The 19,374-nt window shown below is 59.0% G+C and carries 16 protein-coding genes; 12 read left to right on the forward strand and 4 right to left on the reverse strand.

The features are described 5' to 3' along the window. The first annotated feature begins 147 nt into the window (after window positions 1-147). The 11 genes from QTI68_RS25665 (at window position 148) to QTI68_RS25715 (ending at window position 13,913) form a co-directional block, all read left to right on the forward strand. Window positions 148-1,011, forward strand: coding sequence for a branched-chain amino acid ABC transporter permease (locus QTI68_RS25665; protein WP_286525670.1), 864 nt, complete (start codon window positions 148-150; stop codon window positions 1,009-1,011). Beyond that, window positions 1,008-2,225: a substrate-binding protein gene (locus tag QTI68_RS25670; RefSeq protein ID WP_286525672.1), complete on the forward strand. Its 1,218-nt coding sequence runs from the start codon at window positions 1,008-1,010 to the stop codon at window positions 2,223-2,225. The genes QTI68_RS25665 and QTI68_RS25670 overlap by 4 nt, the downstream gene beginning before the upstream one ends. Beyond that, the gene (locus QTI68_RS25675; RefSeq protein ID WP_286525674.1) at window positions 2,219-3,295 is read left to right on the forward strand and encodes a branched-chain amino acid ABC transporter permease; all 1,077 of its coding nucleotides are present in this window, start codon (window positions 2,219-2,221) and stop codon (window positions 3,293-3,295) included. The genes QTI68_RS25670 and QTI68_RS25675 overlap by 7 nt, the downstream gene beginning before the upstream one ends. After that, window positions 3,276-4,010 carry an ABC transporter ATP-binding protein gene (locus QTI68_RS25680; RefSeq protein ID WP_286525675.1) on the forward strand — a complete coding sequence of 245 codons (735 nt, stop codon included), beginning with the start codon at window positions 3,276-3,278 and terminating at the stop codon, window positions 4,008-4,010. Before QTI68_RS25675 ends, QTI68_RS25680 begins: the two co-directional genes overlap by 20 nt. Before the next feature lie 64 nt (window positions 4,011-4,074). Beyond that, window positions 4,075-4,701: an ATP-binding cassette domain-containing protein gene (locus QTI68_RS25685; protein ID WP_286525676.1), complete on the forward strand. Its 627-nt coding sequence runs from the start codon at window positions 4,075-4,077 to the stop codon at window positions 4,699-4,701. Between the two features lie 1,213 nt (window positions 4,702-5,914). Further along, on the forward strand, window positions 5,915-7,153 hold the full coding sequence (locus tag QTI68_RS25690) for a CaiB/BaiF CoA transferase family protein (protein WP_286525678.1): 1,239 nt from the start codon (window positions 5,915-5,917) through the stop codon (window positions 7,151-7,153). Between the two features lie 120 nt (window positions 7,154-7,273). Further along, on the forward strand, window positions 7,274-8,413 hold the full coding sequence (locus QTI68_RS25695; RefSeq protein WP_286525679.1) for a hydroxymethylglutaryl-CoA lyase-like TIM-barrel protein: 1,140 nt from the start codon (window positions 7,274-7,276) through the stop codon (window positions 8,411-8,413). Continuing rightward, the gene (locus tag QTI68_RS25700; RefSeq protein ID WP_286525680.1) at window positions 8,410-9,555 is read left to right on the forward strand and encodes an acyl-CoA dehydrogenase family protein; all 1,146 of its coding nucleotides are present in this window, start codon (window positions 8,410-8,412) and stop codon (window positions 9,553-9,555) included. The genes QTI68_RS25695 and QTI68_RS25700 overlap by 4 nt, the downstream gene beginning before the upstream one ends. A gap of 218 nt (window positions 9,556-9,773) precedes the next feature. Then, window positions 9,774-10,913: a CaiB/BaiF CoA transferase family protein gene (locus QTI68_RS25705; RefSeq protein WP_286525681.1), complete on the forward strand. Its 1,140-nt coding sequence runs from the start codon at window positions 9,774-9,776 to the stop codon at window positions 10,911-10,913. A 128-nt stretch (window positions 10,914-11,041) separates the two neighbouring features. Beyond that, window positions 11,042-12,073, forward strand: coding sequence for a Bug family tripartite tricarboxylate transporter substrate binding protein (locus QTI68_RS25710; protein WP_286525683.1), 1,032 nt, complete (start codon window positions 11,042-11,044; stop codon window positions 12,071-12,073). A gap of 808 nt (window positions 12,074-12,881) precedes the next feature. Beyond that, the gene (locus tag QTI68_RS25715; RefSeq protein ID WP_286525685.1) at window positions 12,882-13,913 is read left to right on the forward strand and encodes a helix-turn-helix domain-containing protein; all 1,032 of its coding nucleotides are present in this window, start codon (window positions 12,882-12,884) and stop codon (window positions 13,911-13,913) included. A 50-nt stretch (window positions 13,914-13,963) separates the two neighbouring features. Here the strand turns inward: QTI68_RS25715 and QTI68_RS25720 are convergent, their stop codons facing one another. The 4 genes from QTI68_RS25720 to QTI68_RS25735 form a co-directional block, all read right to left on the reverse strand. Then, complete coding sequence (locus QTI68_RS25720; RefSeq protein WP_286525687.1) at window positions 13,964-14,335, reverse strand: LysR family transcriptional regulator; 372 nt, start codon at window positions 14,333-14,335, stop codon at window positions 13,964-13,966. A gap of 162 nt (window positions 14,336-14,497) precedes the next feature. Beyond that, on the reverse strand, window positions 14,498-15,772 hold the full coding sequence (locus QTI68_RS25725; protein ID WP_286525689.1) for a porin: 1,275 nt from the start codon (window positions 15,770-15,772) through the stop codon (window positions 14,498-14,500). 663 nt (window positions 15,773-16,435) lie between these two features. Continuing rightward, window positions 16,436-17,161, reverse strand: coding sequence for a TetR/AcrR family transcriptional regulator (locus QTI68_RS25730; RefSeq protein WP_286525692.1), 726 nt, complete (start codon window positions 17,159-17,161; stop codon window positions 16,436-16,438). Between the two features lie 24 nt (window positions 17,162-17,185). Then, window positions 17,186-18,349, reverse strand: coding sequence for a CaiB/BaiF CoA transferase family protein (locus QTI68_RS25735; RefSeq protein ID WP_286525694.1), 1,164 nt, complete (start codon window positions 18,347-18,349; stop codon window positions 17,186-17,188). A gap of 76 nt (window positions 18,350-18,425) precedes the next feature. Here QTI68_RS25735 and QTI68_RS25740 point away from each other — a divergent pair, with 76 nt between their 5' ends. Then, the gene (locus tag QTI68_RS25740) at window positions 18,426-19,373 is read left to right on the forward strand and encodes a bifunctional MaoC family dehydratase N-terminal/OB-fold nucleic acid binding domain-containing protein (RefSeq protein ID WP_286525695.1); all 948 of its coding nucleotides are present in this window, start codon (window positions 18,426-18,428) and stop codon (window positions 19,371-19,373) included. Window position 19,374: the final 1 nt, after the last annotated feature.

Genomic DNA, 19,374 nt, shown 5'->3' on the forward strand with positions numbered 1-19,374 from the left:
TGGTTCATCGTCTTCTCTGACGCTTGCAGACAAGCCGCTGTCGCTGCCAGCATGGCGGCGCAATTGGATCGCCGTTAGATTCGACCGAAGCGGCTCCTCAAACCGCATCGCTTCAACAAGCCCCCCTTCTCGGCTTATGGACTACTCATGTCAAGTGTTTTGCAGGCGCTCTTCGAGATACTCAGTTTTGCCTCCATTGTCGTGCTGGTAGTGCTCGGCCTTGGTGTTATCGCCAGCATGATGGGCATCTTCAATTTCGCCCAAGGCGAGTTCGTCTTGCTGGGTGCATACACCGCGTATCTATGCTACTCACACGGCCTCCCGCTCTGGTCAGGAATTCTCGCCGCGCCTGTCGTCGTAGGCCTTATCGGCCTCGTACTGGAGCGGCTCGTCATACGTCGGCTGTATTCGGCGCCGATTGTCGCGATGTTGGCAACTTACGCCTTGGGTCTTGTCATACGTGAGTCAGTGCGCGCACTGACGGGCGGACTCTATATCGCAGTACCAGAACCCATTGAGGGATCCGTAGATATCGCTGGCATAGGTCTTTCCGCTTGGCGATTGGTCGTCGTGATTGTCACGATCTCCGTCATAGCAGCGTGCCACCTGCTGCTGACTCGGACCTCTTTTGGATTGCGCGTCCGAGCCTCGTTGGAGAACGCCCCGTTGGCGCGTGCATCTGGCATATCAACCAGTTTCATCTATGCGGTGACGTTCGCGTTCGGGGCAGCGCTCGCCGGCCTCGCTGGAGCGATGATCGTTCCGCTGTTCTCCCTGTTTGCCGACCTTGGTCTCCGCTTTCTGATCCAGGGCTTCGTGGCGGTGATGGTCGGCGGCGCGGGATCCTTCGCAGGACCAGTGCTTGGAGGGGGTGTGATCGGGTTGCTCAGCGCACTCCTGCCTTGGGCCATCTCCCCCGCATTTGCGGACGTCCTTGTCTTCGCAATAGCCATCGTCTTCGTCAAATTTCGGCCTAAAGGCCTGCTTTCGTTCAAAGGAGCTAAATCGTGAACAAGGTGAATTCGCAGAACAGAAGGAGCTTTCTCAAGCGCGGTCTGGGCCTAGGCGGCTTGCTCGCCACTGGCGCCGGCAGTTGGGTAGTGCTCCCCGAATGGGCAAACGCCGCGGAAGGACCTATCAAGGTGGGCATGCCTGTCGACCTAACCGGCGGCCTGGGGGTGGTAGGCGCTCCAATGGTCAACACTGCGAAGCTTGTAGTCAAGCAGATCAACGACGCAGGCGGCCTCTTGGGCCGACCAGTGCAACTGTTCATCGAGGATACCGCCACCAACGAGAACGCCGGAGTTACGGCAGCCCGAAAGTTGGTGCAGCGGGACAGAGTTGACCTAGTAGTTGGAGGCGTTGCGAGCTCGATGCGCAATGCGATCAAGGATTCAATCGTCTCGCGTGGCAAGACGCTCTATATGTATCCATCGCCCTACGAGGGTGGCGAATGCACAGCCGACCTCTTTTGCACAGGTCCAACGCCTGCCCAGCAATGCGACGAGTTCATTCCTTGGCTGATCAAGGCGCGTGGCAAGCGAATCGCGATTGTTGGATCCAACTATATTTGGCCTCACAAAGTGGGCGCCTACGCCAAAAATCTGATTCAAAAGAGCGGAGGTGAGGTTGTCTATGAAGAATTCTTCCCGCTCGACCAGATCGAGTTCAGTTCAGCGGTCAATAAGATCAGGTCGACCAAGACGGAAGTTGTCTTCAACATGATCATCGCCCCTGGTGGGGGGCCATTCTTCAAGCAGCTCTATTCGGCCGGCTTCAGCAAAGAGGGTGGCCACCTGGCTTGCCTCTACTACGACGAGAATGCGCTGCTGTCCAGCCAGCCCGCCGAGTTTGAGGGCCTCGCCAACTGTCTGGACTACTTTCGCGTCGTCGACGCTATAGACCCCACCAGTGCGCGCATCCAAGCTGCATATGAAGCCATGCATGGCAAGAGCACGCGCTTTGCCGCCGGCAATCAATCTACTGGTGTGTATCGCGCGTTGAAGCTCTGGGAGACCGCAGTGAAGGAATGCGGTAGCGTAGACCGAGCCGTCGTCGCAAGCGCGCTTGATCATGCCAAGCTCACCGAGGGACCAGGCGGCCCGTGCGCGATGGTGCCTGGCAAGCGTCATGTGAAAATGAACATGTACATCGCTGCTGCAAGGAACGGCCAGTTCGAGTTGATTGAACGTAGCAAGGGACTTGTGGATCCCCGGGAATGCTGATGTCAACGCCCAATCTAAGTGCCTCGAAGCCGCTTGGCAGAAGCTGGGCCCGTCGTCCTGGCCATCCAGCCCCGCAACCCCGAATTCCGTTCATCGAGGCGATCGTGTTCGCAATGATGCTCGTGATGCCGGTCTTCCTGCCCGACTACCTCATGTCGCTGGGAACCCGCGTGCTTCTCTTGTCTCTCCTCGCGTTGAGCTTTGATCTCGTGTGGGGTTTTGCGGGGATCATGAGCTTCGGTCAGTCGGTCTTCTTCGGCGTCGCTGGCTATGTCGTTGCGATCTTGGCCAGAGACCTCGGAATCAGCGACTTGGCTCTACTTGCTCCGGCGGGGATCCTGGTAAGTCTCTGCCTATCCCTATTGGTGGGCGCATTCCTGCTTCTCGGACGAAATCCGACGAGCATGATCTTCGTGTCCCTCGGGACACTGACCATCTCATATGCGGCTGAGCGTCTCGCGCGCGGCTCGTACTCCCTGGGCGGGCAAAACGGAATCCCCTCGCTGCCTGTGCTGCAACTCTATGGATACGAGTTCTCGGAGGGACCAAGATTCTATTACCTCGCCTTCGTGGCTCTCCTGCTCTCCTATGCGTTGTGCCGCTGGCTCGTCAGATCCCAACTTGGCTTGGCGCTCACCGGTTTGCGTGAGAACGAGGCGCGAATAGTGTTCTTCGGGTACAAGGTGCAGCATCTCAAAGCACTCATTTTTGCTGTCAGCGGTGCAATTGCCGGCTTGGCCGGGAGCCTTTCCGCCTTCAACGATGGGTTCGTCGGACCGAACATGCTGGGCGTAGTGATGTCTACGCAGATCGTTCTCTATGTCCTTCTCGGGGGCACCGGAACACTCATCGGCGCCTTGATAGGAGTGGTAGCCATCGAATCGGCCAGTTTCTGGCTCGCGGACAGCTATCCGCAAATCTGGCCTGTGATACTCGGAATGATGCTGCTCATTGTCGTGCTCTTCCGCCCTGCAGGCCTGATCAGCTTCATGGCGTCCAAACGCGAACGCACCGGGAGTTTCAAGCCGACCATCAAGAAAGGACCGCAACGTGTCGCTCCTCGAGGCTAGGGAAATAAAGAAAAACTTTGGAAAGCTCACAGCTTTGAAGGGCGCATCGCTGTCGGTGGAGTCCAATGAGTTCCATGGACTTATCGGTCCAAATGGCTCTGGCAAGAGCACATTCATGAAGTGCCTGGTTGGTGCCGAATCGCCTAGCTCAGGAAGCGTCTGGTTCGACGGCGTCGACATCAGCCGATCTTCCTCCCAAGCTCGAGCCCGCCGAGGAATGAGCCTGAAGTTCCAGATTACAAGCGTCTTGCCCGCATTGTCACTGTATGACAATCTGCTGCTGGCGCTTCAGGGGCATTCGTCTCTCACAGAGCTTCTCTTCTCAAGGACGCGTCACAGGCTGCATGACGAGGTCATGACGGCGTTGGAGAAGTTCAAGCTGGCAGATCGCGCCACTGACTCGGCCTCGGAACTTTCGCATGGACAGCAGCAATGGCTCGAGATTGCCATGGCTCTTGCATCTCATCCGAAGGTCTTGCTACTGGACGAACCTACTGGCGGCATGAGCCTCGAAGAGCGGCGCATCACAGGGGAACTCCTGATGCCAATAAAAAAGGTCTGCTCTCTCGTGATTGTCGAGCACGATCTGGACTTTATTCGCGATTTCTGCGACAGACTGACAGTGCTCGATCAAGGCGCGGTGCTTGACACAGGCACGGTCGCCGAGATTCAAAACAGTTCAAAAGTACAAGAGGTATATCTCCGCCGTGTCTGATATATCTCTCCTAGAAGTTCGAGAACTTTGCGCCTATTACGGGCGGTCCCAGGTCCTCTTCGACTTGTCAATCGACATCCCGCAACGTGGCGGCGTAGCCATTTTGGGAAGAAACGGGGCTGGCAAGACGACGCTGATGAAGAGCATCATGGGTGAGCTGTCTCCGAAGGGGCGAGTTCGATTTGAGGGCTGCGACATCACTGGCTTTCCAGCCCAGAAGAGGGTTCTTGCAGGTATCGCGTATGTGCCGCAAGAGCACGCGGTCTTCTCGCAGTTGTCCGTGCGTGACAATCTGCGCGTCGGCGCGCTTGCCAATCGAGACAAGCAAGGCGTCGATCGAGTCGTCGCGATGTTTCCGAAGCTCGGCTCGCGATTTGAACAGGCAGCAGGCACGCTGTCTGGCGGAGAGCGGAAGATGCTCGCCATCGCGCGTGCCCTCCTTTCGAACCCGCGACTACTGTTGCTGGATGAACCTACCGAAGGCGTCTGGATCGGTGTGATCGAAGAGATTGCTGATAGGCTGGCTGAACTCGCGAAGGAGATCGCCGTGGTTATCGTCGAACAACACCTCGATCTTGCCTTTCGCGTGGCTGATGCCGCATACGTCTTAGACCGTGGTCGCGTAGGACTTTGTGGCGCCTCGGCAGAAGTCCGGCATCACCCCACCTTGACGACTCTGTTGGCTCCCTAATGAGACAGGGCCGAGAGCGCGCCAGCTTCGATGGGCTGACAGCGAAGAGCTACAAGCAGCAAGCTGCCGGGAGTGCGAGATAGGGCGCCACCCCGCTCAAGGGCCAACTTGGTCACGCGGCTAGGGTCAATTGGTATCTGGTCTTCGGCCCGAGGCAAGCGTGTCCGTGGTTGGAATCGAAATCATCAGGATTGTTGGCCAGTCTCCGTCAGAACTTCTGAGCCAAGACAGGCCCGCTCAGCGCTATCCTTTCGACAGCAATGCGTTGGCAATGTCGACCGGATCGGAGCGGGTTTCGCCGTTCAATAAGTGTTGGAACTGCGTCGACGAGATCATCGCGGAAAACAGGTTCGTGTGCAGCAAGGCACGATGGGCGGATAGAGCAGGGCACGACGCGCCACTGCAAGACCGCACCGTCGCGAGCAGCGCGGACCAGCAGATAGCGGAAATACAGGGAAGCATGAACGAGCACGGAAGACCAGAAACCTCTCAGCGGCGCATTGTGAGTTTGTGTCTCATTTGGATGAGACGGAGCTTTCGATGACCAGACTAAGCTAGGCGGAGCCATGGCAATCTTGCGCTGCTGCCTCGCGATCTCGCGACTTGAAAGAGGGGAATGGGATGAGTCAGATCTGGAAGATCTTGAGCTAAGCCGATCTTTCGCTGAAGTGCTGCTTTGCAGCAGTTCGCCATTGCCTGATCGTTCCAACGCTCGAATAGTGGGTGATCCTTCCATCTTCGTCCACTCTGAGCTAGGAAGAGAGTCATTGCTGTTCCGACAAAAGTCAGCGTCTGGTTTGGAGATCGGCTCGTTTCGACGCGAAAAGCCTTGAGGACTCATGTAGATGGGAGGCGCGATCGACGGGCAGCGCCCGATGCGGGCCGCCCTAATTGCCGTGTGCCCAAGACTTCGGACCGACGGGGCAGCCGCCTATTGAAACCACAATGAGGTGTGCTGTCGCCCACTCTCGTGTCTAGGCTGCACGCGCATCGGACGTCGCGGAGCGGCTGGCGACGATCAGGCGAAGCAGTTCGCTGAATGCTTGCCAGGGTTTGCCAGCAACCCCTTCCCCGTACGTTCGAGCACCGCGTACAGGTTGATGTAGCTTTTCGGAAGCGCGCTCATGGGGCCGCCGTGACGCTGAGCCGCGAAGGTTTACCGGCGGGTGCCAATCTGATTAAATGGTTAGACATTTAACAACGCTTCACGAGTATGTCTACTTGCGCCAACGATGGTGAATCCCGCCTCCTCGCTCTTGAGGGCGTGCGCGTCATTGAGATCGGAACGTTTATCTCTGGTCCATTCGCAGCGACACTGCTAGCTGACTTCGGCGCCAATGTCATCAAGCTTGAGTTGCCGGAAGGCGGTGACCCGATGCGTACCCTTGGCGCCTACCCGGCAGGCGGAGACAGCAGTTATTGGTGGTCTGCGATGGGGCGTAACAAGCGGTCCGTCGCGCTGGATGTTCGCACTTCGGAAGGTCGCCAGATCCTTGGCCGGTTGCTGGAGAAGGCCGACGTGCTCGTGGAGAATTTCCGGCCAGGAACACTTGATCGATGGGGCATCACCCTGGAGTGGATGAAGGAGAGACGGCCCGATTTGATCGTTGCTCGCATTAGTGGCTACGGCCAAGATGGGCCCTGGCGCGACATGCCGGGATTCGATCGGAATGCGCAAGCGTTTGCCGGCCTTGTTCACGTTACCGGCGAACCGGATATGCCTCCGCAGCAGTGCGGTCTGCCCGTGTGCGACTTTACCGCAGGCCTCTGGGCTGCATTCGGGATCGTCGTCGCGTTGCTGGGAAGGAACGGGCATGGCGCTTCAAACGGCAACGAGATCGATCTCGCCCTGTATGAGTCCATCATCCCCTTCCTAAAGGACATGCCACAGCGTTGGCGCCACCAGGGGCGCGTCACTGAGCGCACGGGCAACATGCCTGACTACGTCGCGCCTGGTGGGGCCTATCGCACTGGCAGCGGTGACTGGATCTTCATCAGCGGCACCGGCGATCGCGTCTTCGAGCGGCTTTTGACCGCCGTCGGCCGGCCCGACGTGGCGACGGCCGACGCGTTTCGGCACAACCGGGACCGCGTCGCGCACCGCCCCGTGCTCGATGCCGCGATCAACGAATGGCTTTCTATTCGCACCACCGACGAAGCTATCGCTGCCTTACAGGCAGCAGACGTGCCTGCCGTCAAGATCAACAGCATCGCTGACCTTATGGCTCATCCGCAGGTCGCCGCGCGTGGAAACTTCGTCGAAGTGCCGGACCACGACCGAGGCGATCTCTGTATGCCGGCACCCGTCCCACGGATGACGCAATTCGGGCCGACCGTGCGGTGGGCCGGGGAGCGCCTCGGCGAGTCCACCCGTGAAGTGCTGCAGGAAGAGCTATCGTTGGACGAATGTCAGTTGGCCGAACTACGCAGCCGCGGCGTCATTCTCTACTGACGCCGTCGTCTTGCGAGACACATGTGGCGACGCAGAATTCCAGATCCTAATTGGTTGACTATTTGGAAAGCTCCGCCATAATAGGTAGACAATTAGAAGTGACCTAGAACGGAGACGAACGTGAACTGGCCCAGCGTCATCTATAGCGAAGAAGTGATGCGCGAAGGATTCGGCATCGCTGACGCGCGCATCCCGCTCTCTGCCCGCATCGAGCTGCTTGAGGCGCTGTCTGAGACAGGACTTAAGCGCATAGCCGTCGGGGCATTCGTCAGCCCGCGGTTTGTGCCGCAAATGGAGTGCTTCGAGGAGCTGTTGACGTCGTTCCGTCCGCGCCCCGGGGTGGACTACGTCACCTTTATCCACAACCAGAAGGCACGCAGCCTGGCTGAGAAGTTCTCGCCGCCTCTGGCCCTAGAGGATGAGGTCTGCACGCTCTTTCAAGACATATGCGATGTCCATCAGCGCCGCAACGTGAATCGCTCCATCGAGGAGTCCATGCAGGGGTGGCCGAAGCTGATCGAAGACGCGCGTAGACGGGGTGTGAAGCGCGCGCGCGCGGGTATCGCTTCCGCCTGGGGTTCCAACTTCCTCGGCAAGTTCTCGCAGGACTATCGCCTGTGGTCCCTCGCGCAGCAGATTGACGCGCTGCGTGCCGCAGGGATGGAAGTGTTTGAGATCGGACTGCACGACTCCCAGAGCTTCTGCCTGCCTCACGAAATGGAGGCTGATCTCCGTGAGATCAAGCGTCGTTGGCCGGAGGTAAAGAATTTTCATTTGCACATGCATGACGCGCGTGGAATGGCGTTGCCATGTCTATACACGGCACTGAGGGCGCTCGATGCGTCCCATACTGTGCTGGTCGAAGGCACGCTGGGCGGCGTTGGTGGGGGGCAGTACTGCGGCAATGGAATTGCGTCGGGCATGGTGCCCACGGAAGATCTGTTGCACATGCTGCATGGCATGGGCATCGAGACAGGCGTGGATCTCGACAAGATCATTGAGTGCGTCTGGATGTTGGATCGGGTGCTTGGTCACCCAACGTTCGGCCACGTCTCGAAGGCAGGGCCGCGCCCTTCTGAGCCGCACCTGTATGACCCCAATCTCCCCGCTATCGAGAGTCTCAACGCCGCCAGACATTTCAAGCTCGGCTCTGCTGCCTACGAGGGCGAGGCGTATTCACCGTGGAAGCAACCTATCCATGGACCTTGGTTCCATATCCCCGGACAACCTGCGACGAAACAAAAGGACGAACTGCGATGAACTTCAGCCTGAGCGACAACCAGATCATGATCCGCGACTCGGTGCGCGCCTTTGCCGAGAAGGAGCTGTTGCCCAAGTACCAGCATTGGGACCGCAGTGGTGAGTTTCTCACTCCGGAATTCGTTCAGAAGATCGTGGATATGGGTCTGCTGCGCTTGCGCCTTCCCGAGAAGTTTGGTGGGGAGGGTTACTCCTTCGTCGATTGCGGCATCGTGTGCGAGGAGATTGGTCGTTGCGACCACCAGATCCGCTACATCATTTCTAACGCGATCCATCTTGGTGAAATGGCACACGCCATGCATCCTGACCTTCAGGAAGAGTGGATCCCGCGCATCGCGAAAGGCGAGATGATGTCGCTGGCCTTCACGGAACCGCGCGGCGGCGCGGATGCTGGCAACATCGTGACGAAGGCCGTGCGGGACGGTGATCACTGGGTTCTTAACGGTGAGAAGACCAGTATTACCTTCACCGGCGTGTCCAAGGTGGTATTCGTCTCCGCTCGCACCGGAGGGCCGGGCCCCCGCGGGTTGTCCTTCTTCCTGGTTCCTACCGAAACGCCTGGCGTGAAGGCTATGAACTTCGAGCGTATGGGCCAGAAGCTGGACCGTGGTGGCAGCTTTTTCTTCGACAACGTGCGCATCCCCGCGCGGAACATGATCGGTAGGGAGAACGAAGGTTTCATCTGGGCGATGACCATCATCGGCTACAACCGCAACTTCGTGCCGCTCGCCTGTATCGGGGCCGCACAGAAGTCGCTCGAAGAGACGACGGAATACCTGAAGCAGCGCCAGATCATGGGCCGTTCGGCCACCAAGTGGCAAGGTGTTGCCCAAGAACTGGCGATCTGCGCGACGAACCTTGAGGCTGCGCGCATGCTCTGCTTCAAGGCCCTGTCGCAGAAGGACAAGGGCCTGCGCCACGATACGGAGTCGTCGATGGCGAAGTGGTTTGGCGTCAAGGTCGCCAACGAAGTTCTATACACGTGCATGCGCCTGAATGGCCATTACGGCTGGGCCAAGGACCTGCCGCATGAGCAGCGGCTGCGCGACTGTCTGGGCATGGAGTCGGCGGACGGCCCGCGCGAGGTGCACTTGGGCATCATTGCCCGCGACCTCGTCGGCAAGGAGTTTGCCCCCTTCTAGGGCGAGCATGACCGATCCGCGTTTGGTCGGCTGGGGTGCCACACGACGCGGTGGAGGTCCTCGGCGCCTGGACGATGCCCTTGTGGTTCCCGGCAAGGTCAATGGACACAACAGTGATCGGGCTACTTGCCGATCTTTGTAACGGGTGTTCTGCGCTGCGGCTCACAAAAGGGGCAGCCGATTCGGGTGTACGGAAGTCTTGATAAGGAGCGCCTGACGTGGGACCGCTAAATGGGCTGAAGGTGATCGAGCTGGCAGGCATTGGACCTGGCCCAATGGCCGCCATGCTGTTGGCAGACCTGGGCGCGACAGTCTTGAGGGTGGAGCGCACGGAGCCCGCCTCACTTGGAGTACCACGGCCGCAGAAATATGACTTGTTGTTGCGAAACCGCCGTTCGGTGCCTCTGGACCTCAAGGATCCGCGTGCTGTCCACCTCGTTCTGGACATGGTTGATGGAGCCGATGTGTTGATGGAGGGGTTCCGGCCTGGTGTGACAGAGCGTCTCGGGTTGGGCCCGGACGTATGCCTTGAGCGCAATCCCCGACTCATTTACGGCCGTATCACCGGGTGGGGACAAGACGGACCGCTTGCCCAGGCCGTCGGCCACGATCTGAACTACATCGCGCTTGCTGGCGCGTTACACGCGATCGGGCGGGCGGGGCAGGCACCTGCAATTCCGATCAATCTGGTCGGCGACTTCGGCGGCGGAACGCTCTATCTCATGATGGGCATACTGGCCGCACTGTTCGAAAGATCTTCCTCGGGTAAGGGCCAGATCGTTGACGCAGCGATGGTGGATGGCGTCGCTTCGCTGATGACGCAGCCTCACGGAACGTTTGCCGCTGGCATGATGAGCAACGAGCGCGGGACGAACGTTACCGACTCGGGAGCGCCCTTCTACGACGTGTACCAATGTTCCGACGAGAGGTGGATTTCCATCGCAGCCGTGGAAAAGAAATTCTACGCCGAGGCGCTGCGAATTTTGCGGCTGGATGCCTTGCTGGCCGATCAGTGGAACAGGGAAAAGTGGCCTTGCGCCAAGGCGCAAATCGCGGAAGTCGTCCGGGGCCGTACGCGCGATGAATGGAGCAGAGCATTCAACGGGGTTGAAGCCTGCTTCGCGCCGGTTCTGACGCTTGACGAAGCCCCTGCGCATGCTCACCTGGTTGAGCGAGGCACCTACGTGAATATCGATGGCGTGACTCAGCCTGCACCCGCTCCACGGTTCAGCCGCACTCCCCCTGTACTGCCCAAGGCCTACCAACCCTGGGACGCCAGCCAGCGGGAGCAAATCCTGGGGAACTGGCTGAGTCCCACGCAGCTTGAACTCGCGCGGAAAGCCGGTCTGGTCGGCTGACTGCATGCAGCATTGAGCAGGTGGGCTTGGCGCTCCAGCGTTGGCCCGAGCCGGATGCTGAACATTTCGCGAGTGGACTGAGCGCGTCCCTTTGAGCATTGCCAAGCCAACACACCTAGGAGACAACGATGAAGTTTCAAGCCCCAAACGTGGGAACTCCGGATCCTTCCATTGTGGCTCGCCGTCAACTGGCCGTCTTGGCAGTCGCGGTATGCGTCCTGTCTGCCTCTGGCCTACCTGCGCGCGCCGAGGGTGAGGCTGACTTCCCCTCCAGGCCGATCAAGATTCTGGTGCCCTATTCGGCCGGAACGGGCAGTGACGCCATCGCTCGCACTGTCGCCCAAGTGATCTCCGAAAGGACTGGCAAGGCCATCATCGTCGAGAACCGAGAGGGTGGCGGAAGCCTCATCGGAACAATGGCCCTCGTGAAGGCGCCCGCCGATGGTTACACCCTCCTCATGGCCGCCAATCCCACGGCCATCCTTCCTAGTCAGAGCACCCAACCCCCGTACGATCCCATCAGGGACTTAGTCCCCGTCGCCAAAGTTGGAGTCATCCCGCTGGTGCTCGCAGTCTCGCCGGCTCTCGGAATCAATTCGGTCAAGGACTTCATCGCGTATGCAAGGGCAAACCCTGGAAAGTTGAGCTACGGCTCCTCCGGGCCGGGCACGATCAGTCAGCAGGAGATGGAGATCTTCAAGCAGGCGGTGGGCATCGAAGTCATAGAGATCCCCTACAAGAGTACCTCGCAGGCGATGACGGACCTCATTGGCGGGATCTTGCCTGTCTTTCCTGTCGTCATACCGCTCGTGTCACAGCACCTCCAGAACGGGCGCGCAACTGCCTTGGCTGTCCTGGACAGCCGTCGTTCCGAACTCCTGCCGAACGTGCCGGCCATCACCGAGGAGGTGAAGGTCCCCGGATATTCACCAACGCCGGTTTGGTACGGCTTCGTAGCTCCCGCAAGAACGCCTGCGCATGTGGTGAGCACGCTGGAGAAGCTGATCAACATGGCGATGGAATCGCCGGATGTGCGCACACGCATGACCGCATTGGGAGCGCAGCGGATCAACGTGAGTAACGAGCAGTTCGGCCGTGACCTTCGGTCCGAGTATGAAAAGGCCGGGGCTCTCGCGAAGAAGATGGGTACCTACAAGTGACTTGCGGGCGCGGTGAATGCGCGCAGAACGTGGAGTTCGGCACCTGACACAGGTCCGGCCACGCGAGAAAATCGCCATCTTCAGTGCGGCGGGGCCTCCCGGATGGGGTCGAGAGTACGCTGGAAGACCACTTCAGAACTGCTAGCTAAGGAGGCTGGACGCCATGTCCTATGAGCCTCCCACAGAGGGGCGTCTAGTACCTGGAAATTCGGCCGTTCGCTGTTCTCGTACCCCGTCTTGTCTTCGGCGGCAGCTGCCGTCCGTGTGCATCGTGAGCGATCGCTATGCATGGAAAACAGAGCCGCTTTTCGGGTGTGCATCGTGACTGAGGTCCAAACCCGGGCGATGCATATGGTCCTGCGCCATGCATCAAAGTTTCTTATGCTTTCCCATCGGAACTTGTTCGTTGTAGATCGCAGGTCTGCATGGCCAAATCTCATGCGGCAAGGCGGGACTAGGAGACACGCGAACGGACGCATCACTAGCGTATGCCGGAGGACGTCGACTTCTGTCTCCGACGCCAATTTCAACCGAGGACTAGCGATGCAAAGGTGTACCGATGGGGCGATTGATCCAAGGCGCGAGAGCCGGCTGGTCTTCGAGGCCGACTTCGACGGCGGGGACATCGATTCGGATGGTGGAGTTCCGCAATCGCCGCGTGTACATGAACCCATCAGCTTGAGTCGCATGGCTGCGGCTGTGCCGGTGTTCGCCATCGCACGCTGAGCACTGTCCCATGGGAAGCGATCAATGAAACTCAATGACTGTGCGCTCCCCCACAGATCTCAATGATGCGGATCGTTGTGCCATGACCACGAAAGGTGAACTCGTAGTTCCGTTTGCCCATCCGATCTACGCGCGCTGCGTCTTGGATTTCCTGAACAGTCGAGGCATCCCATCGTCGATGGTGCTCGCAAGCGCAGGACTGGGCTGGCAGGATCTTTGCGACGGGCGGCGCGCCGATTTTTCGGTGTTCTGTCGATTCGTTGCCCAGGCTGTTCACTTCAGCGGGGAATCGGCATTGGGACTATTGGCAGGATCAATGTTCCAGCCGTACCACAGTCCGATGGGAATAGGGGCAGTGACGAGCAAGAATCTGGGGCAGAGCCTCCAGTTTGTATGTCGGCACGCCAAACTCATATTCGGTAGCATTGACTTTCGCATGCACATCGGTGTTCAGTGGAGCATCGTCGAGGTCAAGCCGATGCGACCTCTATACGAGATCCACATCTTCGTCATTCAGTTCATCGTTGGAGCGTACTGCCGCCTTCTGGAAGCGATCATGGGGCGTTCTGTCGAGGAACTCGTCGTGGGTTTGCCATACTCTCGCCCATCTGGTAGCGATGTGCCGTGCAACCGCTACGTGCGACGGGTGGAGTTTGGGCAAGAACATCTGACATTCCAATTGCCGGTGGGGCTACTGGATGAGCCTTGTGCGTCTGGCAATGCCAGCGAGTTTTTTTCCGCTTCGCAGGCGTGTCTCCGAATGGAGTCGGAACTGGGACATGGTGATTTTGAGAAACGCGTGCGGCGCGCGCTCTTCGAACAGCTTACGACAGATCCTGGCACGAGCGATATGGCTTCTGAACTCGGCGTCTCCGCGCGAACTCTGGTCAACAGGTTGGCGGAGGTCGGACTTACCTATTCGGAGATAAAAGACGAAGTGCGTATGACTCAGGCCGATTGGTATCTTCGGCATACCGAAATGCCGATCGAAGCTATTGCTTCGCAACTCGGCTATGCCAAACCGGCGAACTTCAGTCGCGCATTCAAGCGATGGCACGAAATAACCCCCAGAACGATGCGGCAGAATGTACGCGTTGGCGTTCCGGCAGGGTAACCGACGTCAGGCGCAGACTTCGAATCGAGCGCCACTGGATGCAGCACGGGCTACGCCCCGTATTCCCCGAATGGCGCTGCCTTGAAGCTGTGGACGTAGCCGATTGTGTCGCTTACATTTGCGAGCAATTCTACGCAACGCTCGTTCAACGCTATTCCGGGTCGAGTGAGTAGTACCTTGCGAGTGGTTCGCTGGATCAGGGGAGCACCAAATGCCATCTCGAGTCTGGCGATGCTTCTGCTTACGCTGGATTTGTGCATTCCCAATGCGTTTGCCGCAAGCGAGAAGTTCGTGAGCGCGGCGACGTAGGCGAAAACACGCAGATCATTGAGATCGAGCATTTCTACGGAAGGTCGACTTGATTTTGCGACTTGGATTGATTCAATGAAGTCACTGCCGCTACGCAGCTCGGTCGAGCTCATCCAGTTCTCCATGCACTTGACCGATCAGGGCAAAGCGCGATGGGAGGCGGCCTGCGGCCGCAACATGTGGTGAAGGTCGTTTGGCGACATCGAGGGAGAACTGCCCGATTCTGGGCACCAGGCAGTTTCCATCAGCATTCGAAGATTCGATTGGCTATCAACTCAAAAGACGTGGCGAATGCCAAAGTCATATCCCGTAGAACTTGATGGGGTCAAGGGTGCGGGTCCGAACGTGCGAACGTAGTTCGGTCCCCCTACCGTGAGGTCGGCACCGTTCTTGTTGTTCACGCGGGCGACAGTCGCGTACAGGGCGGTTCGTTTCGAAAGGTTGTGAACATAGCCGAACGACCACTTGTCAGCCTTGGGCGCGTCGGCCACTCCAAATACCTGATTCAAAGGGGTGACGTTGTTGTACTTGACGGCTGAGTAGAGAAAGCGAAAAAGTCCGGGTCCGACGGGCACAGTCGCACCAAGCAGCCAACCGTTGGCACCCGGTTCCGCAAAGCCGAATGGATTGACCAAGGGGTTCGAACTGTCAACCTTTAGCTTGTTGTTCGAGTATTCAGTGAAGAGCTTCACGATTCCAAAGTCGTACGAAGCGCCGATGTTCCAGATGTCCAGAGTTGTTGTGGTGCCGAGAAAATAGTTGGACGCGATGGTGCTTGACGCGGCTCCGAAGGCGACATCGAGCGGCCCAGTGGTGTATCCGATACGACCACCGAGGTAGCGGCCTACACGAGCGTTGTTGCCGCTGTTTGCGAGTGTCGGGTTGGCAACGATGGCGCTGGCCGTGGGGGGGGTCAGATTGCCTGGATCGTAGCTGGTCTGTTCGTTCATGGCGTACATGAATTGTCCGAAGAAGCCACCCAGGTTCGGCGGAAGGAGGTAGCCGATCGAATTGCTGGCACGTACCTGTTGAGGATTCGCGCCGAAGCCGTTGGTGGTGGCGCCTTGCGTCGTGAAGCCGCTCGCCGAGAAGATTAGGTTGGTGCCGACACCGTTGCAGCCGAACGGGTCGAACACGCAGTCGTTCCAGAACGAAGGGACATAGTCACGGCCCAGGCGGAGTTCGCCGAACACGCCCGATAGACTCAGCGTCGAACGGCGGTTGAAGAACTGATTGTTGATAGCAGTGGGGTTGTTGAAGCCAGCACCGGCGGTTCCATCATCGTTCCCTATGGCTGTTTCCAGCCAGAAGCTTGCCGCCAGGCCACCGCCAAGATCTTCGGTACCGCGAAATCCGAGACGACTTGAGTTGTAGGCAGAGTTTTGAAGAATGATCTTGTTGACCGTCGCACTGTTGCCCAACGCATTGTCAGATTTGTTCGAAAAGTTGGTGACTCCTGCATCCATCACGCCGAACAGGGTGACGGACGACTGAGCTGACGCGACTCCAGCAACGGCCAATGCGGCCAAAGCGACGAGAGATTGTTTCACTGCAAGATTCTCCATGGGTTAAACATGGGGCTCCGGTGCGGATGGCGCAGTGCAACTGCACTGTTCTGCCTCCACCGGCCCCCGGCCACTTCCCTTTCTGGGAAGTTGCAGTTATTTCATCGGAGCGCTTGCAGGAGGGGGATGCGATCATTCAAGGGCATGCAAGAATCATTCAGCATCGACTGGCAGACTAATTCCTGCGTTGCTAAATCGCGACGAGACGGCGGGTCAACCTTGCGGCAAGAATGGCCAGCCGGCGCATGCTTCGCAAAGTCTGAGAGTCGTGATTGGTTTGTGCTCAGTCTGTGAGTGCTTCAACCGTCAATCGGACTTCATCGCCAGCACGCGAATGGCTCGTCGGTCGCGGCAGGTGAGTTTCGCCAAGCGATTTGACGATGCCTTATTGCCCAAGCCTGTGGGAAGAGACGGAAGATCCCAAGGTCCTGGAGCAGTGCATGCTGCCGCCGATCGGCGTGGGCGCGGTGCACCGGATCAATACCGACTTGGCCGTGACGGATGTCACACCTGAGGGCCTGAAGGTGATCCAGAGGTCGACGACGTCGCCTTGGAGGTGTTGCTGACTAAAGCCGGAGTGAAGCGTGATAGCTGAATGCGGCGTACGCCATCCCTACGTGAGCCTGCCATTTCGAAAGGCAACATCCGTCATGCAGATCTTCGCTTGGTAGCCTTCGTTGCCTTCTCGGCTCTGCAGGAGTTGTCGGGAGCGCCTTCCGTCCCCTGACACCAAATGCCTGAAAATGTAATGACGGTTGTGCGTACCAGTTTCTCGATAGGGCTGGTATTCGAATCGAACCAGCCCACTGTCCTGTTAAGGGTCCCGAGAATGAGGGGGCGGAGCATGCGGGGTTCAAGCCCAGCTTGCAGGCATCCTGCCGCAGCGGCAGCGTCTAGCAAATCGCGCCAAAAAGCGCTGTAACGCTCGCGCATTGGTTGGATGACCGCGTTTACTTCTTCTGGCAGCGTCATGCGAGACTGCGCGTTCGTCGATGTGAATGGCTTGTTCGCGTGCAGTGCCAGCAGGTGGCCGGCAATAGCAGCCTCGATCCGCATGCGCGGTGTGGCGTGCCTGGGCAGTGCGGCCAACTGCGCCATGACTGACTCAATGGTCGCGTCGATCGCGAGACGAATGATTTCTTCGTAGATGCGATCCTTGGATGCGAAGTAGTAGTAGACCGTCGAGGACCGGATTCCGGCCATTTCCGCAATCTCGCGCAGGCCGGACTCGGCGTAGCCCTTCGTCGAGAAGAGAATGGCGGCTTCACGGAGGATGACCTCACGAGCATTTGAAGGTCGCTCGGCATCCTCCACCTCTGGTGTCCTTGCAGGTGCGTCTGGTGCGTGCTTCCGCTTTGTTACATCTCGTTCCATGCGTGTATTGTCCTTGAAGGCCGATCAAGCGACCACACCGCGCATGAACCATTGCTCGATCCGCTGGTGATCATGACCCTGCTCCTGAAGGATTTCGCGGGTGTGCTGGCCGGGCAGCGGCGGCGGGCGCCGGATGGAGGGGGTGCTGCGGCTGAAGCGAGGCGCAGGCGCCGGTTGGAGCACGCCGTGGGCTTCCACCAGCACCCCCCTCGCTTTCATGTGGTCGTGCGACGCTGCCTCGTGGGCGCCCATCACGGGAGCGAAACAGGCATTGGTGCCTTTCATCGCTTCCTCCCACTCAGCCCTAGTGCGCGTGCGAAAGACAGCGGCGAGGCGGGCCCGCAGGACGGGATACATGGCGGGGTCGTCCCGGTCGCGGAGCGCCGGATCTCCTGCAAGTCCGGTTCGCTCGAGGAGTTCGCGATAAAAGCGGTTCTCGATCGCACCCACGGTCACAAACAGGCCGTCGCTGGTCTCGTACACGCCATACCAGGGCCGGCTGCCGTCCAGGAGGTTTTCGCCGCGCCGCGGCGCCCAGTCGCCGGTGGCCAGGCGAGCAAAGACGCTAGTCAGCAGATGCGCCGTCCCGTCGATGATGGCCCCATCGACCACTTGTCCCATGCCGCTGCTACGCGCCTCATGAAGCGCACACAGGATTCCGAAAGCTAGATAGAGCGCTCCACCGCCGAAATCGCCGACGAGGTTCAGGGGGGGCACCGGAGGGCCATGCCGCTCGCCGATGGCGTCGAGTGCGCCAGTCAGCGCGATGTAGTTGATGTCGTGTCCGGCTGCCTGCGCCAGGGGGCCTTCCTGGCCCCAGCCCGTCATACGTCCGTAGACCAGGCGCGGGTTCACCGCCTGGCAGTCCGTCGGTCCGAGGCCCAGTCGCTCAGTCACTCCAGGGCGAAAGCCCTCGACCAAAACATCGGAATCGGCAACCAGCTCCATGACGAGGGCCACACCCTCCGGTTTCTTCAGGTCCACAGCAATCGAGCGTCGACCGCGGTTGAGCAACTGAAATGCGGGGTCCGTCGCAACGCCTATGTCGGCCGGCTCGGTGCGGTCGACGCGCAGCACGTCTGCGCCCATGTCTGCCAATAGCATGCAGCAGAACGGTGATGGACCGATACCTGCCAACTCGAGCACCTTCACGCCTGTAAGCGGTCCGGTTGAAGATTTCACGTTCATGCAGTTCCTCCTGTCTTGCGTCTCGAACACTCGTTCGGTATGATACGTCTATCGAACGATCGATAGAGAACTTTATATGATGACGGAACTTGAATCGAAATCCTGGTCTGCCGAACTTCAGGGGTATGTCGGCGGGCGTGGCGGCTCCGTGTACGCCTGGGATTCCGTAAACGAAGCCATGATTCGCCAATGGTGCGAGGTTTTCGACGTGGACTTTCCGCCGTTCACCGACGAACAGGAAGCAGCCCAGAGCGTTCATGGCGGCTTGATCGCACCTGCCACCCTCCTGCCAATTTGGTTGATGCCCGGTCTGCGCAACCGGCGACCATCTGGTTCGGATGGGGCTGATCCCCGGGCCGTGATGAAGGTCCTCGAGCGGGAGGGCTACATCGGCATCCTTGGGACAAATTGCGATCAGGAATACGAGCGCCCATTGCGGCCAGGTGAGAGGATCTCCTGCATCCACTCCGTGGAAGCGATCAGCGAGGAAAAGCAGACTCGCATGGGACCAGGTCACTTCGTCACATTCCTTCAGGAGTTCTTTGACGAGGCCGGTGCAAAGGTGGGCGCCATGCGCCTGCGAATCCTGCGCTTTAAGCCGAAACAGAAAACATCCACCCGCCCGTCGCCGCCGCAGCCGGCGATCAACCAAGATAGCGCGTTCTTTTGGCAGGGACTGAAGTCCGGTCAACTGCTTATTCAAAGGTGCAAAGCTTGTGGCTTGTTGCGACATCCGCCGGGGCCTGCGTGCACCGAGTGTCATAGCCTGGAGTGGGATGCCGTTGCGTCCACCGGCCGAGGCAGCCTGTTCTCGTTCGTGGTGGTGCATCAGCCTAAGAATCCGGCCTTCGACTACCCGTTGCCGGTTGGGCTGATCGAGTTGGAAGAGGGTACGCGCTTGGTTGCACCTATCAAGTGCGCTGACACCGTGACGCTTCGAACCGGCATGCGAATGGAAGCAATCATTGAACCGGTCGAAGGCGAGGACCGCCTACCCTGGTTTCGGCCGGTGAGCGGGAGCTAAA

The sequence above is a fragment of the Variovorax sp. J31P207 genome (genome assembly GCF_030316965.1).
Classification (GTDB): Bacteria; Pseudomonadota; Gammaproteobacteria; order Burkholderiales; family Burkholderiaceae_C; genus Variovorax; species Variovorax ginsengisoli_B.

What these genes read in the sequence shown, in the direction of transcription:
- QTI68_RS25710 (WP_286525683.1), top strand. Translation starts at nt 11,042, where the DNA reads ATGAAGTTTCAAGCCCCAAACGTGGGAACTCCGGATCCTTCCATTGTG.
- QTI68_RS25665 (WP_286525670.1), top strand. Translation starts at nt 148, where the DNA reads ATGTCAAGTGTTTTGCAGGCGCTCTTCGAGATACTCAGTTTTGCCTCC.
- QTI68_RS25730 (WP_286525692.1), bottom strand. Translation starts at nt 17,161, where the DNA reads ATGGAACGAGATGTAACAAAGCGGAAGCACGCACCAGACGCACCTGCA.
- QTI68_RS25700 (WP_286525680.1), top strand. Translation starts at nt 8,410, where the DNA reads ATGAACTTCAGCCTGAGCGACAACCAGATCATGATCCGCGACTCGGTG.
- QTI68_RS25690 (WP_286525678.1), top strand. Translation starts at nt 5,915, where the DNA reads ATGTCTACTTGCGCCAACGATGGTGAATCCCGCCTCCTCGCTCTTGAG.
- QTI68_RS25720 (WP_286525687.1), bottom strand. Translation starts at nt 14,335, where the DNA reads ATGAGCTCGACCGAGCTGCGTAGCGGCAGTGACTTCATTGAATCAATC.
- QTI68_RS25735 (WP_286525694.1), bottom strand. Translation starts at nt 18,349, where the DNA reads ATGAACGTGAAATCTTCAACCGGACCGCTTACAGGCGTGAAGGTGCTC.
- QTI68_RS25675 (WP_286525674.1), top strand. Translation starts at nt 2,219, where the DNA reads ATGCTGATGTCAACGCCCAATCTAAGTGCCTCGAAGCCGCTTGGCAGA.
- QTI68_RS25715 (WP_286525685.1), top strand. Translation starts at nt 12,882, where the DNA reads ATGACCACGAAAGGTGAACTCGTAGTTCCGTTTGCCCATCCGATCTAC.
- QTI68_RS25740 (WP_286525695.1), top strand. Translation starts at nt 18,426, where the DNA reads ATGATGACGGAACTTGAATCGAAATCCTGGTCTGCCGAACTTCAGGGG.